Below are 16,572 nucleotides of genomic sequence, written 5' to 3' on the forward strand. Positions count from 1 at the left end.
TCCCGGGCCAGGCCGCCGCGGGGGGGGGGGGGGGGGGCGCGCCCCCCCCCCCCCCCGCCGCCCCCCCCAAAAACCCCCCCCCCCCGCGCCGCCCGCGCCCGCCGGGGCGGCGGCCCGCCCGCCCCCCCCGCTACCGCGGAACCGGTGGCGTCAGTGGCCGTCGGCCTCGACGTTCCCGTTGCCGGACAGGACCTCGCCCAGGATGTGCGAGAGGGCGTCGTCGCCCTTCTGCTGCACGGAGTTCTGGGTGCAGGTCTGGTTGCTCTGCGGGTTGCCGAGCACGTCCTGGACCAGGATCGGGACGGCGCCGACGCCCGAGACCTGCGCGTTCACCTTCTGGATGTCGAAGCAGTGCAGGATGCCACCGTTGACGAGACCGAAGTTCGGGCTGAAGTAGCCGTCGGTCGAGGTGCTGCCGATCGACTGCTTCGACGTGTTGCCGATGATGTTGGCGCTGGCGCCGTCGTCGCCGGCCGCCATCGCGGTCGTCGCGGACATACCGGCGACCGAAACCGCAACTGCCGCCGTAGCAAGAACCTTCTTGATCACGAGTCTTCCTTCTTGAGCTCGAGGGCCCTGGATTGCTCCGTTAGCCGAAGCACGCTGATCAACTGGGCGCGAGAGGATTGGTTCCGGGTCGTCACTCGGACGCGCTATTCGGCAGATGAACGCCATCGGACGCCGGGTCGGGGGGCATGCGTTCGGGAGGCCGATCGCCCCGCTCCCTCGCGCCGACGCGCGTCACGCAGGACACTTGTCGCCGGAACCGGAAGCTCTCGGAGGGGGACGCACATGCGGGACAGCCACCGGGCCGATGCCGAGCGGCTGTTGGCACGCGCCGTGGAGGAGGAGGTGCGGCGCTCCGGAGGCCGCTCCGACTCCACGGCGCTGCTGGCGCGCGGCCGGGCCGCGCTGGACACCATGGCGGCGAGTGCGGGCGAGGAGTACGCGACGTATCTGCATGCGCTGGAGGAGGCGGAGGCCGGGCGGCAGTCCCTGGCGGATCGGTTCAGCAGACAGGCGGTGGGAACTCCCGTGCTGGTCACGGCCGTTGCCGCCGCGGCGGCCTTCGGCGCGGACCTGGCGCTCGGCACGGCGGCCGGGACGGCGCTCGGCGCCGGAGCCGTGGTCGCGGTGGCGGGCGCGGCGGCGACCGTCCTGAAGGTGACGGCCGCGCACTGGCCCGCCGCGCACCGCCGGGCGGGCGCGCTGGGTCAGCCGGGCGGGCCCGAGCAGCTGCGCCTGCAGTGGCTGACGGCGCTGGAGGTGCGGGGCGTGCGCCCTTTCCTCGACCAGCAGCGCGTGCTGACCGCGAGCACCCAGAAGCCGTCGCAGAAGGTCGTGACGCAGTTGCGCGGCGCGGACCGCAGCGCGGCGGCCCGCCGGCGGACGGTCCTGGAGCAGTCGTTCGGCCATCTGCCGGACCCTGGCGGGCCGTTCGCGGGGCGGCGCGCGGAGCTGGCCCAGATCACCCAGTGGGTGCAGGCGGGCCGGGCGTCGACGCAGACCCGGCCGACGGTCGTGATGCTGTACGGGGAGCAGGGCTCGGGCCGTACGACGCTGGCCGTACGGGCCGCGCATGCGCTGCGGGACCAGTTCCGCGGTGCGTGCGTGGTGGACCTGCGGGGCGGCGGGACGCGCGGCGAGAAACCGCTGTCGACCCGGGAGGCGTTGCTGCATCTGCTGAACCGGCTGGGTGCGCCGCGCGAGCAGCTGCTGTTCCGCGAGCGGTCCTCGGCGGAGCAACAGGTGCGCAGGCTCGCGGAGCTGTACCACCAGCATCTGACCGGGCTGCCGGTGACGGTGATCCTGGACGACGCGGTGGAGGCGGAGCAGGTCCGCACGCTGCTGCCGGAGCGCTCGGACAGCCTGGTCCTGGTCACCTGCCGGGAGCCGCTGGACCTCGCTCCTGACGTGCCGGCGGCGGTGCACCGGCTGCCGGTGGCCGCGCTGGACGCGGCGGGCGCGGAGGAGCTGCTGCGGGAGGCGGCCGAGGCGCCGGACCCCGGTCCGTACGACTCCGAGGCCTTCGACCGGATCCGGGAGCTGTGCGGCGGCCTGCCGCTGGCGCTGCGGGTGGCCGGTTCCTCGCTGGGCGGCCGCTCGATGAGCGATCTGGCGCGTCTGCTGGCCCGCCCCGACTGGGGACCCGTCGCCGTCGAACGGGCGCTTTCCGTACGGTACTTCACCGATCTCGACGAGGACGGCAGGCGGCTGCTGCGCCGGCTCGCGCTCGCCGGGCGGGCCTCGCTGGGTGCGGCGGCGGCCGGTGCGCTGCTCGGCGGCAGCGGTCAGGAGGGGGCCCGACTGCTGCGGGAGCTGGCCGACGCGGGGCTCCTGGACCATGTCCGGGGAGAGCGCTACCGGCTGCACGACTCCGTGCGCGGCTTCGCGTACGCCCGGCTCCAGGACGAGGAGGACGCCGCGGAGATCGCGGCGGCGCAGGAGCGGCTGATCCAGAACTACGCCGAGCTCGCGGACGCGGTGATCCGGATGGTCGACGGCAAGATGTCGACCCGTGCGGACCGCTTCGGCGGGCACGGCTTCGGCTCGCTGGACGCGGCCCTGCGCTGGCTGGACGACGAGTCGAGCTTCATCACGGCGGCGCTGCGGCATGCCGAGGGCGTCGACCAGCAGACCGTACTGAATCTGCTCGGCGCGCTCTGCGACTACTGCCTGCTGCGCGGTGACCTCTACCGGCTCGGCGAGATCAACGAGCTGACCGACGCGGTCGGTCAGGGGCTGCTGTCCCGGTCGGTGCAGTGGCGGACCGGTATCGCGGCCCGGCAGCTCGGCGAGCTCGACAAGGCGCGCACCACGCTGACCTCGGTGGTCTCGCTCTACCAGGAGGCGCACCAGGACGCGGGGGCCGCGCTCGCGCTCTGCTCGCTCGGGATCACCCTGCACCACCAGGGCAATCTGACGGAGGCGTCGGCGAAGCTGCGGGAGGCGCTGGTGCTCCAGGAGCCGGAGTCGCTGGCCGCCGACCGGGGCTGGACCCTGCACGCCCTGGCGGCCGTCGAGCGGGACCGGGCGAACCTGGCCGAGGCGCTGGCCCTGCTGCACACGGCCCTGGAGCTGCACCGGGAGAACGAGTCCCTGCACGGCGAGGCATGGGCGCACTTCCAGCTGGGCCAGGTGTGTCTGCGGATGGGCGACGTGGAGCGGGCCGACGCCGAGCTGCGCGCGGCCCTCGACCAGTACGGCCGTACCCGCGACGGGCGCGGCGAGGCGTGGGCGCTGACGCAGCTGGCCCGCGCCCGGCTCGTCGAGGGCGAGATCGCGCCGGCGGTCGACGGCCTGCGGCAGGCGCTCTCCCGCCATCGCGACCAGGAGGACGCGCGCGGCGAGGCATGGACGCTGTACTACCTGGGGCACGCGCTGGAGGAGCGCGGCGACCTGGATCAGGCGGTGCGGGAGCTGGAGCGGGCGCGCACGATGTTCTCCCGGATGCGGGACGTGTACGGGCTCGCCTGCGCCCGGCACCACTCGGGCCGGGTCACCCGCGACCAGCGCGCGGCCCAGACCGGCAACCTGCGCAACTCCGGCTTCGCCCGGCAGCTGCTGGTCGACGCCCGGGCGGACTTCCACCGCATCGGGGTCGCCCACGGCGAGGCCTGGACCTGCCTGGAGCTGGCGATCGTCGACGCCGGGAACGGGAAGGTCGCGCAGGCCCTGGAGCTGTGCGGGGAGGCCACCGAGCTCTTCCTGTCGTACGACGACCGGAGGGGCGCCGACTGGGCCCGCTTCCTGCGCTGCACGCTGCTCCCGTACGGCTCGCCGGGCGGCGCGGAGGTGGGCACGGTCGTCGCCCAGGAGGAGCTGGCGCGGCTGGTCGAGGACCGGCACCCGACGCGGGACGGGAAGGTCGAGGACTGCGCGGAGGCGTACGCCGTGGTCCTGGAGCGGGGCGTCCAGCTCGACGCGGGCTGGCAGGCCTGGGACCTGGGCATGGTGCCGAACCGGCACGCGCGGGAGGTGATGGGCGTCCCGGTGGAGGTGGCGTGAGGCCGGGGACGGCGTGAGGCGGGGCGGCGAACGGGCCTGGGCCCGGGGACACCGCGGTGGGGGGGCGCCCCCCCCGGCCGGCCCCCCCCCCCCGAGGACGTCGTCCGCAGGCTGGCCGACACACTCGACGCGAACCCCGGAGGCGGTGACGTGCTCGACGCCATACGCCGCCGGCTGACCGAGCTGTCCCACGGTCCGGCCATGGGAGCGCCGGCGCTGCTCGTCGCCGACGCTCTCGACGAGGCCAGGGATCCCTTCCCCATCGCGGCCCTGTTACGGGACCTCGCGACCGATGGGGTACGGCTGCTCATCGGCACCCGGCCCTCGCCGCTCGCCGGCGTCGCGGGCGGGGGCCGACCGGCCGACGGCGGTGGCCACGTCGACCTGCTCGAGGCCCTCGGTTCGGCGACCGGACACGCCCGCGTGCTGACCCTCGCCCCGGACCCGTCGGCCGCCCGCGACTACGCCGAACGCAACGTACGCGGGATCCTGCGCGAGCATCCCGCGGGTGACGACGCGTGGCACGAGGCCGTGGCAGGCACCGTGGCGGACGCCGTGGAAGCCCATGTGCGCACCGGTTCCTGGCAGTTCCTCCAGGCCGCCCTGGTGGTCCAGGAGATCGGGCAGCGGCCCGGGGTGCTCTCCCCCGGACCCGACGGCCGGACCGCGCTCGGCCAGATGCTGGAGCGCGACCAGAGCGGGATCTTCGGGGCCGCCGTCCAGCGGATCACGACGGGACTTCCCACGGCCGAGCCGCTGCTGCGGGCGCTCGCCTACGCGCACGGCCGCGGGCTGCCCCTCGCGGACGGCATCTGGGCGCGCGCCGCCGCGGGCATCGCCGGAGCCGACGCTCCTTTCGACGACGATCAGGTGGGGCTGTTCCTGAACCGGGCCGCGGCCTATGTCCTCGTCGACGGAGAGGACCGGCGCAGCGTGTTCCGGCTGGCGCACCGCACTCATACCGAGCAACTGCTCGGGGACGGCACGCCCGACCGCAGGTACGAGATGCTCCTGGCCCTGCTGGATCTCGCGGCCGCGCAGGCCGGGGCCGGTCAGCCGCTCAGCCCGCATCTGGCCACCCGGCTCGCCGAGTACGCGGCCGACTGCGGAGCGCCCGGCTGGTCGGCGCTCGCCGAGCGACCCGCCGTCGTCGACCGGCTGCCTCCGGCCTCGTTGAGCGCTCTGGCGCTCACCCCCGGGCCGGGAACGGGTACCGCGCCCACCGATCTGCCCATCGAAGTCCTGGGCACCGTCGCGTCGGCGCACCTGATCAAGGAGTCCGAGCCGGACGACCGACCGGGGCTGCGCCAGCTCGGTGGGCTCCGCGCGGCCGGCCGGACGCATGACGCGGGCCCCGGTGCCGCCTGGGAGGTCGCCTGGGGACGGGTGCGCCGTGTGCCCCTGCATCTGCGACTGGGCGGCGCCGACACCGTGGTGACCACGCTCGTCACCCGCCCCGAATCCGCGTGGCTGGTTACCGGCTCCCTCGACGGGTCCGTGATGGCGTGGGAGCCGTGGCGGGAGCATCACCCCACGCTGCTGCTGAGCGGGTGCGAGAGCCCGGTCACCGCGCTCGCCGCCCTCGGCTCGACCGCGCCCCCCACGGGCAACGCCGATACCGGCGGCGGGGACGGCGACGGGAGGGGCGGCGCACGCGGGCCGGGCCTGCTGGCCGTCGCCCATGACGACCGCACGCTTCAGCTCTGGGACACCGACGCCGACCTCGGCACCGGCATCGCCGCCGAACGTCCGGAGCCGCACACCACATCGACCGTCGAGGTGGTGCGGGTGATGGCGGCCGTCCCCGACGGCACCCGACGCTTCGTCGTCGCGGGCGAGGCGGGCTATCTCGCACTCCTCGGCCCGGACGGGACACTGTCGCAGCCCGGCGAGGCGATCTCCGCCGGCGATGTGGTGGGGCTCGTGACCCTCCCGGGCCCGCAGGACGCGCCGCTCGTCGTGGTGGCCTACCGGTCCGGACTCCTCGGGCTGTGGGAGGTCGGCGGCGCGGTCCCCGCACCGGTCCACCGCACGAGCTCGCGAACGGCGTTGGCCGGACTCGTCTGTGTCTCGGGCCCCACGGGTGCGGACCGGCTGATCACGGTCACGGACGACGGCCGCCTCGCGCAGTGGCGTGTGAGCACCGGTGACGACGGTCCGGCGATCGTGGCCGATCCCGACGGGCCGCCGCCCGGGGTGCACAGCGCCGATCCCGTCCTGGCGGCCCTGCCGACGGCCGAGCACGGTGCGGTGCCGGTGGTCGGCGACAGGCAGGGCAGCGTACGGGTCGTCCGTCCGACCGCCGCGCCCGGCCGTCCCGCGTTCCTCGAGACCTCGACGGGAAGCAGGGCCATCACGGCGATCGGTGCCCTGCGCGGGCCTCAGGGCGGCAGCGTCCTGGTGACGGCGGCGCAGCGGGATTCCACTGTGCACTTCTGGGACCCCTCGGCGGCGGCCCCCGCCGGTGACGCGCCGACGGGCCGCGGGCCGTCGATCCGCGACCTGCGACCGCATGTGTCGGCGGACGGTACGGAGACGCTGGTGGTGACGGAGCGGAGCGCCGGGCGGACGACGGTACGGGTCCTGCGCGCGTCGGACGGAGCCGAGTTGAACGTCCCGGCTCCTGCCGGCGAAGCCGCGCCCGAGGATGCGCCCCTGCCCGAAGGGGCCTACGACCTGCACAGCCGTACCGTCGGCTGCGTCGCACTCGGCGCACCGGCCGCTCCCGCCCGCCCGGCCCGGCTGCGGGCGACCGCCGGACGAGAAGGGGCGGTCGTGGTGTGGCGCGAGGAACCGTCGTCCGGCTGGCGACCGGTGCGCCGGATACCGCTGGGGTCACCGTGCACCCGGCTCGCACCCCTTCCGTCGGGGCCGCTCGCGGTCGCCACCGACGACGGCCTCGTGGTGCTCAGGCTCAATCCCGCCGTGCGTGAGGGTGACGGCGGAGGAACGGAGGAGACGCATGGATGACGAGCTGGCGCCGGAGGACATCGAGGACCTGCTGGACGCTCTGTTCACGGGGAAACAGGCCCGGCACGGCCGGTACCGGCTGGTGGGCGGCTACCAGGAGCTGATCCGCGGGCGATTGATCCACTTCGTCCTGCGGAACCTGGACCACGCCACGGACGTGCGCGAGGTGGCGCTCTTCCTCAATGTCGACCAGGCGGGGGGCGACCTCTGGGACCACGAGGTGCGCAATCTGTTACGGCTGAAGATGCTCGGCCATCCGGCGCTGCCGGAGATCGTGGAGGGCCGGTTCGACCGGACCTTCCGTGTCGCGTTCATCATGACGCGCCAGGAGGGGCAGCCGCTCGCCAAGGACTGGCGGACCGTGGTGGACCTGTGGGCGAGGGCCTACCCGGTGGTGGCGTTCGAGCAGTTCAGCCTGTTGGTGGACGCGTTGAGCCAGCTGCACGGAACGCGGATCGTGCACCGGAACCTGACGTTGGCCGCCGTCCGGGTCAACCCCGTGCCGAACAACCCGGCCCGGACGACCCTTGCCCTGGCTCGGTTCGAACTGAGCGCCCTGCTGAACAACCTGCTGCAGTCGGTCCACGGCCCCAGCAGCAAGGCGACGTACGACGAGGCCGTGAAGGCGCTGTTCCTCGTTCCGCCGCCCGGTGTCACGAAGGCGCACCATCTGGCCTATCTCGCACCGGAGAACCACCCGTCGGTCTTCTGCGACGTCCGGCTGCGCCACCTGGATCACGGCAGCACCGACGTCTTCGGACTCGGTGTGCTCGGCTGGGAGCTCTTCGTCGGCCCCCTGACGGACCGGTTGCCCGACGAGTGCGCCGCCGTCGACCGTGCCGAGGGCGACGAACTGCCCGCGGCGCTGGCCCGGTTGCACGGGGCGATGCGCCGTGAACTCAATCTCTCCCTCAAGCTCCCCCGGCCGCTCCGCCAGGCGCTGCTCGAGATGCTCGACCCCTCGCCCACCGGGCGCAGTTCGTCCTTCGAGGCCTCGGCCAACCTGCAGCGCAACTGGTCCGGCATCTGCCTGGCCCTGGACCCGGCACCGACCGGCGCCAAACCGCGGCTGCTGGCCTTCATGCCCGATCAGTCCGTGGTGACGATCCACACGAGCCGCGGCTGGACCGACCACAGCCCCGACACCCCTCAAGGCTCCAAGGAGCTCCAGGCCTTCCTTGAGGAGGAGTTGCGCGAGGCCGAGCTCGTCCACTGCCACGGCGGCGCGGTCGGTTTCGTCGACGGCGACGCCCGCTCGCTCCGCGAGGCCCAGTGGGCACTGATCGGGCAACAGGCCGTATGGTTCTGCGCGTTCCTGTACGAGTACGACGCGATGGGCCGTCGCACGGTGACCCGCACCGACACCCTGGTCATCAAGTACCTCGTGGACAGACGCTTCGCGTCCGACATCCTGTCGATCAGGCCGAAACGACGGATCGGCAAGGTGGACCTGGTGCCGTTCCGGCTGGGGCAGCCACTGGAGGACGAGCAGGAGGGCCGCCCTTCCTGGGAGGACCTCACCGACGCGGTCCAGAACACGGAGCAGGGCGCGCAGGGCGCCGACGTCCAGGAGATGCTGCGCGCCGTCTCCTTCATGCTGGACTACCAGACCGTGGCGCTGCGAGCCCGCCAGTACCCCTACACGCTCACCGAGACGGGAGACGGCCGTCACGTACTGACCCACGACAGGGGCAGGGAGCTCAAGTGGCTGCACGATGACGAGCTGCTCACCGCCTACTGCTCCGATCCCAGACACAGGCCGGCGCTCGGCGACTTCGCCCGGGGTCTTCTCGCCGAGTCCGGCAAGCCCATGGTCGCCGTGGTGCACGACCGGCACAGTCCGTACTTCGGCAGCGGCTCCGTCGCGTTCCGGCTGAGGGGGCGCCTGGACTCGGAGGCGATCGTCGTCGACGCCGCACCCGGGAAGGAGCTGCCGAGCAAGGGATGGCTCCGGCCCAATGACGACTTCGGCACGGAGGTCCAACTCCGCCGGGAGGCACGGGGACTCGCGTCGCTGCGTCAGAAGAGCGGCCTGGCACGCGTCCTGCACACGCCCCAGTCGATCGAGCTGCACGGCCGGCGGGACATCACGCTGGACATTCCGGCGCCGCCCGGTGAGAAGCCTCTGCGGGGCAAGTCGGCCCAGATCATCGCCGACATGCTGCGACTGCATCCGTTCTACGCCCTCCAGGGACCTCCCGGCACGGGCAAGAGCACCGTGGTCTCCCACGCGTTGCGCGACTTCCTCAGGACGGAGCACGGCGCGCGCGTGCTGGTGAGCGCGCAGTCGAACGACGCGTTGAACCAGCTGGCGGGGAAGTGCCTGGAGCTGCTCAGGCCGGCGATCGACAGCCAGCAGGTGCTGATGCTCCGCGAGCAGTCGCGAACGAAGGACGCCGCCGAGCTGCCGGAGGAGTTGCGCCCCTTCACCGCGGAGGCGATCGCCGGGGATCTGGTCAAGCGGATCCGCAAGCGGGTCGCGGACGGCCACATCGGAGCCCGCAACGCGTCGGAGGAGAAGCTGATGCTGCGGTGGTCCGATGTCGCCGAGGCGAACATGGTCGAGTTGACCGAGCGCATCCGGGCCAGCGCCGATGTCGTGCTGGCGACCTGCTCGATCGCGGGCACGCTCACCGACGAGGTGCGCGATCCGTCGGACGTGTTCGACTGGGTGATCATCGAGGAGGCGGCCAAGGCCTGGCCGACGGAGATCATCATGCCGCTGGTCCTGGGCGTGCGCTGGACCCTGGTGGGCGACCACCTGCAGCTCGGGCCGCACCGCGCCCAGGACGTCAAGACGTTCCTGGACAGCCTGGGCTCGCACCAGGACGAGCGGATCAAGCTCCATCACGCGGCACGTGAGAGCTATCTGAGGTTCGTCCAGATGTTCGGCAGGTTCTTCGAGGGCCGGGACTCGACGATCCGCGCCGAGGCCAAGAGCCCGATGGACACCCTCGTCACCCAGTTCCGTATGCACCCCACCATCTCCCAGCCCTTCGCCCGGGCCTTCTATCCCGACAGCGGCGGCGGCACGTTCCTCAAACCCGATCCGCAGATCGACGAGTTCCACACCGCCTCCAAGCCGGACTATGTGAAGGGCGCCCCCCTGATCTGGCTGGACACCTCCCAGCACACGAGCTGCGAAGACCGGGGGTACTGGTGGAACCCGGGAGAGGTGGAGCTGGTGGAGGACCTGGCTCGTGTGCTGGGACTCGACACCCAGACCGACCCGAAGAAGCTGGCCGTGCTGACCCCGTACCGCAAGCAGGTGGACGAGCTGAAGCGCGGGTTCCTGAACGGGCGGGTGCACACCGTCCACTCCTTCCAGGGCGGGCAGGCGAAGACGGTGATCGTCTCCCTGGTCCGCAGCTCGGAACGGGGTACGGAGACGCGGCAGAACGTGGGCCACACCGCCCAGACCGACGTGATCAACGTGATGCTCTCCCGGGCGCAGCAGCTTCTCGTGGTGGTCGGGAACCTGCCTCATTTCGAGCGCCATGGCGGAAGCGCCTGGCAGTCGGTGATCAGGACCTTCCGTGAGGTCGGCAGGATCGTCGACGCCTCGACGGGACAGATCGTCGTCGACGCGGCGACGGGAACGGGAGACCTCCGATGACCGAGACCGCGCTCGTCGCGATTCCCTGCCGTGTCATCACCTTGCGGATGGAGCTCGGTGCGGAGGAAGGGGCCTCCACGCTGGAGGAGCTGGTGCTCAGGGCCGTGGCCGCGGGACGCACCACCGTACGGGAGTTGGGCGAGCTGTTCTCACTGCCGAACCGGCTGATGCTGGACGTGGTGCACGGACTGTGGAGCCGGGGGTTCCTGGCCGTCGACTTCACCACGAACACGCTGGAGAACACGCAGGCGGCCCAGGCCATCCTCGGCGAGCACGAGGGAGAGCGGCCGGTCTCGTCCAAGGTGCAGGCGCGCAAGTTCCTGTTCGACCCGGTGACGGCCGCCGTGCTGCTGCACCGCAAGGGCATGGACCGGGTCCCGCACGGAGCGATCGCGATGCCGCTCGCGCGCGGCATCTCGGAGACCGACATCCCGCAGACCGAACTCCTGCGCGCGGTCCGGGAGGCCGTCCGCGCCGACCGCAGGCAGCACGGGGTGCGCCAGCGTGTGCTGAACGTGTCCTTCGCCAACCCGATGCTGAGCCCGCCCGAGGCCGTCCACTGGAACACGGTGGAGGTCGTGGTCAACCGGGACCCGGCCACCGATCTGGTGACCGCCACGCCCGTCCAGCTGCCGCCGGGCTGGGGCAGACGCGCCCTGCAGCTCTTCCAGTCCAGGGTGAGCGAGCTGGTGCGCAACCGGCCCGACAGCAGGTTCGTCCAGCAGCTCCAGGCCCGAGAGACCCTGGAGGTGGTTCCGCCCGACAGCCTGCGCTCGCTCCTGGTCGGCCTGGACCGGCTGGCCGAGGGCCTGGAGACCATCGACTCCGACGAGCTGCCGGACCGGCACCAGGAGCTGCGTGCGAAGGCGACCCGGGTCATGGAGCAGCTGGCGGAGGCACGCCGCGGGCGCTGCTCGGTGGAGCGGGTGGCCCCCGGTGCGGGCGTGGAATGGGTGGTGCAGGACCTGATCGAGCGCGCGACCCACCAGCTCGTCCTCGCGCTGCCGCGCATCACCTACGACGCCCTGCACCCCCTCCTGCCCTCGCTGGAGCTCGCCGCGAAGCGTGGCGTCACGCTCGTGTTCCTGTGGGGCGGCACTCCGGCCGCCAAGCTGGAGGGCAAGGTCGCCACCGCCCTGTTCGACCTCCAGAACCGCTTCGCCGAGAACGTGCTGCTCGAACAGCGCAGCAGCAGCAGCTCGGCGGCCGCGGTCGTCTGCGACGATCTGTACGCGTACGTCGGGTCCCGCAGCCCGCTCTCGGAGGACACCGGGGCCGGTGTCCTCGTGAAGCCGGCCGAGGGCACGGACGAGCCGCCGGGCTGTGTGACGGACCTGCTGAGCTGGGCGCGGCGGACGTACCCGTACTGGGAGACGGGGCAGAGCATCGCCCTGCTTCCGGCGGACTTCGGCAGGCGGCGGGGCACGGAGCTCTCGGCGGACACCGGCTCCGTGTGGCGCGACGTCTCCCTGCCGGAGCTGGCGGACACCTGGCGCGAGGACGAGGTCGGCAGCCGTACGCGCTGGTCGGCCCACTGGGGCCGGGTGCTGCACGAGCTCGTGGACGCGGTGGAGGGGGTGTACCGGGGGGATCCGGTGGTGAGGGCCGTGTGGGACGGCATGTACGTCGATCTCGTCCACCACGCCGTCGACGGCGCCACCGAGCGGCTCGCGGTCACCGACGACTCCGCCGAGAGCGAGGCCTGCTCGGACGCCCTCGGCGGACGGCTGTTGCGGCTGAGGGACCGGGGCGTGGTGATCCATCTGCAGCACCCCCCGCTCAAGGACGGTCGCCGGATCGCCCAGACCTATGCCCAACTGCACCGGCGTCTCGGTGCGGAGCGGACGCTGCGGAGCACCAGGGCCCGGGCGCGCGCGGTGCTGTCCGATCACGAGACCGTCATCGGCAGCTACCGTCCGCTCGGAAACCGGTCCGTGAACCCCGCGCAGGGGCCCGCGCCCACCGAGCTCGGTCTGCACATCATGAGCACCGCGTTCACCACGGACTTCGCCGGGGAGCTGGGCATCCCCGAGTGGTTCGGTACCACCGCGGACGGCGGGGACGCCGACGCGCGGCACGACTATCTGCCGCCGCTGCCCGCCCTCTCCTCGGTTCGCGTCGACGCCGACGACTGGACGGTGCTCGACGACCGCTTCGCGGACGGCGCGTCGCCGGACCGGCTGCGCGGCGACTCCGCCGCGCTGCTCTTCGGCTCGACGGGCGACGAAGAGCAGCGACGGCGCTGGGGACGCTGGCTCCTGCACGACGCATGGCAGCGTCACGCGTTCATGGAGGCCTATCTGCTGGCCCCGCTGCTCGGCGACGCGGAGTCCCTGCCGCCGCCGCTCGCGGCCGTGGCGGTGCCGCTCGAACACGGTCCGCTCGGCGACCAGTTGTTCTTCAGCGCGATGGAGCTGGTCGACGCCCCGCGCGAGCACCGCACCGTCGCCCTGGTGGGCGCGGTCGCCGAAATGCTGCTGCACGGCGGCGACATCGGCCACGAGGTCTGCAAGGCGCTGACGGCGCCCGGCAGCACGGCGGTCGCGGACGTACCGCCCGGCTGGCTCCACCTGGCGCGGGAGGCCGCGAGCTGCTTCCACGTGACCAAGGCCCCCGTGCCGCTCCAGGACATCAACGCCTGGGCCGAACAGCAGAAGCGGGACGCGGACGTCCGGGACGGCTGGACGCGCGTCGTCACCGAGGTGAGGGACTTCGAACGGGCGGAACAGCACTTCAAGTTCCAGGACGGGCAGCGCATGCACCGCGCGATGTTCCGGCCGCCCGAGGGACTGTTCGTCCGCGTGCTGGCCATGGCCGACAGCCGGGCCACGGCCGAGTTCAGGGCGGAGACCGCCGCCGAACTGCCTGCCGACGCCCTCGAAGCACGGCACCACATGGACCAGTTGGCCACGGAGTTGGGCGTGCGCAAGGTCGAGTGGAGCAAGCACTTGGCGTACGCGCGACGGGTCGCCGACGTGATGGCCACGGCGCGGCGTCTCGCGGCGCTGCAGGCGGCGGCCGAGTCCGAGCGGGAGACGACGGCCTCCGGGGCGGCGATGCTCCCCACGCTCGCTCCTGAGCAGCGAGCCTTCGCCCGCATCCTCGACAGCACATGGCACACGCTCCTCGAGGAGGCGGAGGGACTGGGCGAGCCCGCCCGCTACCCGGCGAAGGCCCTCCTGGGCGCTCTCGCCTCACTGCCGGTGATCGGAAAGGACGACAGATGACCGGGGTTCCACGCGCGCTGTTGGAGACATGGCCGGGCCGTGTCCGGTTCCCGGGCGTCCTGACCGCCCTGGCGGAGCACGGCCACCCCGCGGAAGCGGGCCCGCCCGACAGCCCGGTGCCCGAGGGTACCGCGGCCGAGCTGGCCGCCGACCTGCTCGCCGAAGCCGTCCTCGCGCACGTGGGGGGCATGCCGCCGAGCGCGACCTTCGACGCGCTGCTCGACCGCGGGGAGCACGACGCGGCCGAGCGTCTGCTCCACGGCGGGACGGTGCTGGACGGGCACCAGGCCGAGCTGCTGGCGCGCAGGCTGGACGACGCACGGGAGGCCGGTGCGGAGTCGGTGCGCCAGCGCGTCCTGGAGTTGGCGAGACGCGCGGAGGCGGCGGGGGTCGCCTTCGAGCAGCCGGACGTCGCGGCGTTGGTCGAGACGTCCCGGGCGCGTGGCGCCGCCGCCGAGGAGGTGCTGTCCGGACGGGAGCAGGAGCTGGGTGATCGGGTGGAGGCCCTCGCCCAGGAGCTGGAGCGACTCGTCACGGCACAGGAGCAGGCAGCCGCCGCTGAGACGGGACAGGCCGTACGGGCCGGGGGCGACTTCGCCGTGGGCCGGGTACGGGCGCTGCTCCGGGCCGGCGAACTGGTCACCGCCCAGGCGCTGCTGAACAGGGAGCCCCTCGGCGTTCCCGTGCCGGAGGCACTGGCGCCGCTCCCGGTGTGGGACAGGACCTGGACGCCCGACACGCTCCTGGAGTACCAGCTGAATCCGGCGATGCGCAGGCCACCGGAGTTCATGGCGTGGAAGGCCGCCGACGAGGACGCCGAACAACTGCTCGCCGCGTTCGGCCGGTTGGGGCGGGAGACGTCTCCGGAGGCGGCGGAGGGCTTCGCCGACGCGCTCGGACGGTTCCTCGGCGGGCCGGGTGAAGGGGCTGTCGCCCACCGCATCGACGGCGGCTACTTCACCTTCTTCGACGGCCTGTTCAGCGACGAGCCGCTGTCGGGTCTGCATCCGACGGGCCGGGTCGACCTCTTCGTCGCCGATCCGGGAACCACCGCGGTGCCGGCGGAACTCGCGGCGCACGACGCGCATGTCGCGGTCGGCCCCGGCCTGGTGACCACCGGATACACCGACCGTACGGCAACCGCCGTGCTGAGCCTGCGCGATCTGCTCGGTCTGGCCGTGCTGCCCGCCGACCGGGCGGCTCGTACCTTGGGCATCCTGGCGCGGCAGTGGCCCGTGGAGGCCCTCATCGGCGACAGCCCGGCCGTACTCGAGCGGATCCTCGGAAGGGCACCGGACGCGGCGTGGCGGGCCCTGCGGTGGATCACCCACATGTCGTTGCGAGGAGGAACCACCGCGGTGCGGGCGATGGAGCGCTGCACCGGCATGGATCCCGGGCTCCTGTGGGTGATGCTCCGCTACGCCCAGAACGTGGACGACCGCTCCGCCGGCGGCGACCTCTGGCCCGCGGAGACGGGCGGCTGGCGGAAGGACAAGGCGCTCGTCCGCGCGCTGCGGGCCGAACTGCTGGCCCGCTGCGGCGAACCGGCGGCCCAGGCCGCGTGGTGGGCGGCCCTCTCGGTCTGTGATCCCGAGGACGGACGGTTCTCCCTGGGAGACCTCGGTGACTGGGCCGAGATCTGTTCGGGCTGGACCGGCTCCAGGGCTCAGGTCCTGGCGGCGATCGACACGCTGGTGGCCCGTGGTCTGCTCGTCCGGACGGAGCACGGCGGCGATCGGGCGCCCGCGGGGCGGGAGACCCCTGAGGGGGACTCGTCGCTGCGTGTGCCGCTCTCCGGCGCCGTGCGGGCGCTGCGCCCCTCGGCCGAGCAGGAGTTGACGGTCCTGCTGAAGGAGATCGAGCGCGCCGGCGGCCCGGAGGGCGGGGCGGACGACGCCGCGTCGGTCACGTCCGACGCCGTCGCGACGCCCGTCGGCTGGACGGCCTGGCACCGCAACCGCTTCGCCCCGGTGCCGTCGTACGCCCGCTACGGGGAGACGGAGCAGCGGGGCGCCCGGGCCGAGGAGTTGGCGGCGCTCGCGGATATCGCGCGTGGTGAGCTTCTGGAGCACTCCCTCGACGATCTGGTCGCGCGGGCTGAACCGCGGGTGGCCGATCTGGGGGCGGTCCTGTCGGATCTGACGGCCCGGTGCAAGGAGCAGTACCGGGAGGTACGCGTCGATCTCCGCTGTCCCGCGTCCTTGTGGGTGGACGTGCCCGAGCCCGTGCTGCGTGCGGTGCTGTACGAGGTGCTGGACAACGCCGCGGAGGCGTTGACGGGCCTCGGCGCCGGCCTGGTGCAGGTCTCCGTCTCGCAGGAGAGTCCCGAGGTGATCGTGGAGGTGCAGGACAACGGTCCGGGGCTGCCGCCGGAGGCGCGGGGCTGGAGGGTGTTCCAGCCCGAGTGGACCACCCGTGGCCCGGATCGCGGATGGGGTCTGCACCGCGTACGGAAGTTCCTGCGGGCCCTGCCGGATTCGGCGGTGGAGGCCGAGGCGCAGGTCTTCCGTTCCTCGCATCCGGCGCTGACGGGTGCCGCGCTGCGGCTGGTCCTTCCGGAACTGGAGGGTGCGCCGCCGCTGCCCGCGTGACCCCTGCGCGGGGCCCGGGACTACTCGTCCGGTTCGCTCGCTTCGGAGGCGTCGTCCCGGGCCTGGGCGCGGGGGGCGCCCCCCGCCCCCGCCGCGCGGGCCCGGGCGCGGGAGCCGGTGGCGGACCCCCCCGGCCGGGGGCCCACCGGGACCGTGGCGG

6 protein-coding genes are annotated in these 16,572 nt (G+C 73.1%); 5 read left to right on the forward strand and 1 reads right to left on the reverse strand.

Annotated elements, in window-relative coordinates:
- Positions 1-150: 150 nt before the first annotated feature.
- Positions 151-549, reverse strand: coding sequence for a rodlin (locus tag ACFVZW_RS26425; protein WP_384525959.1), 399 nt, complete (start codon positions 547-549; stop codon positions 151-153).
- Between the two features lie 243 nt (positions 550-792).
- On the opposite strand from ACFVZW_RS26425, the gene ACFVZW_RS26430 reads away from it, so the two are divergent.
- The 5 genes from ACFVZW_RS26430 to ACFVZW_RS26450 all read left to right on the forward strand — a co-directional run bounded on the left by ACFVZW_RS26430 (position 793) and on the right by ACFVZW_RS26450 (position 16,412).
- A complete protein-coding gene (locus ACFVZW_RS26430) occupies positions 793-4,008 on the forward strand; it encodes a tetratricopeptide repeat protein (protein ID WP_384525962.1) in 3,216 nt (1,071 codons plus the stop codon).
- A 150-nt stretch (positions 4,009-4,158) separates the two neighbouring features.
- The gene (locus tag ACFVZW_RS26435) at positions 4,159-6,978 is read left to right on the forward strand and encodes a hypothetical protein (protein ID WP_384525965.1); all 2,820 of its coding nucleotides are present in this window, start codon (positions 4,159-4,161) and stop codon (positions 6,976-6,978) included.
- A complete protein-coding gene (locus tag ACFVZW_RS26440; protein WP_384525968.1) occupies positions 6,971-10,594 on the forward strand; it encodes an AAA domain-containing protein in 3,624 nt (1,207 codons plus the stop codon). Before ACFVZW_RS26435 ends, ACFVZW_RS26440 begins: the two co-directional genes overlap by 8 nt.
- The gene (locus ACFVZW_RS26445) at positions 10,591-13,821 is read left to right on the forward strand and encodes a hypothetical protein (RefSeq protein WP_384525971.1); all 3,231 of its coding nucleotides are present in this window, start codon (positions 10,591-10,593) and stop codon (positions 13,819-13,821) included. Before ACFVZW_RS26440 ends, ACFVZW_RS26445 begins: the two co-directional genes overlap by 4 nt.
- The gene (locus ACFVZW_RS26450; RefSeq protein WP_384525974.1) at positions 13,818-16,412 is read left to right on the forward strand and encodes an ATP-binding protein; all 2,595 of its coding nucleotides are present in this window, start codon (positions 13,818-13,820) and stop codon (positions 16,410-16,412) included. The genes ACFVZW_RS26445 and ACFVZW_RS26450 overlap by 4 nt, the downstream gene beginning before the upstream one ends.
- The last annotated feature ends 160 nt before the right edge of the window (positions 16,413-16,572 follow it).

This window comes from Streptomyces sp. NPDC059567 (genome assembly GCF_042735655.1).
Taxonomy (GTDB): Bacteria; Actinomycetota; Actinomycetes; order Streptomycetales; family Streptomycetaceae; genus Streptomyces.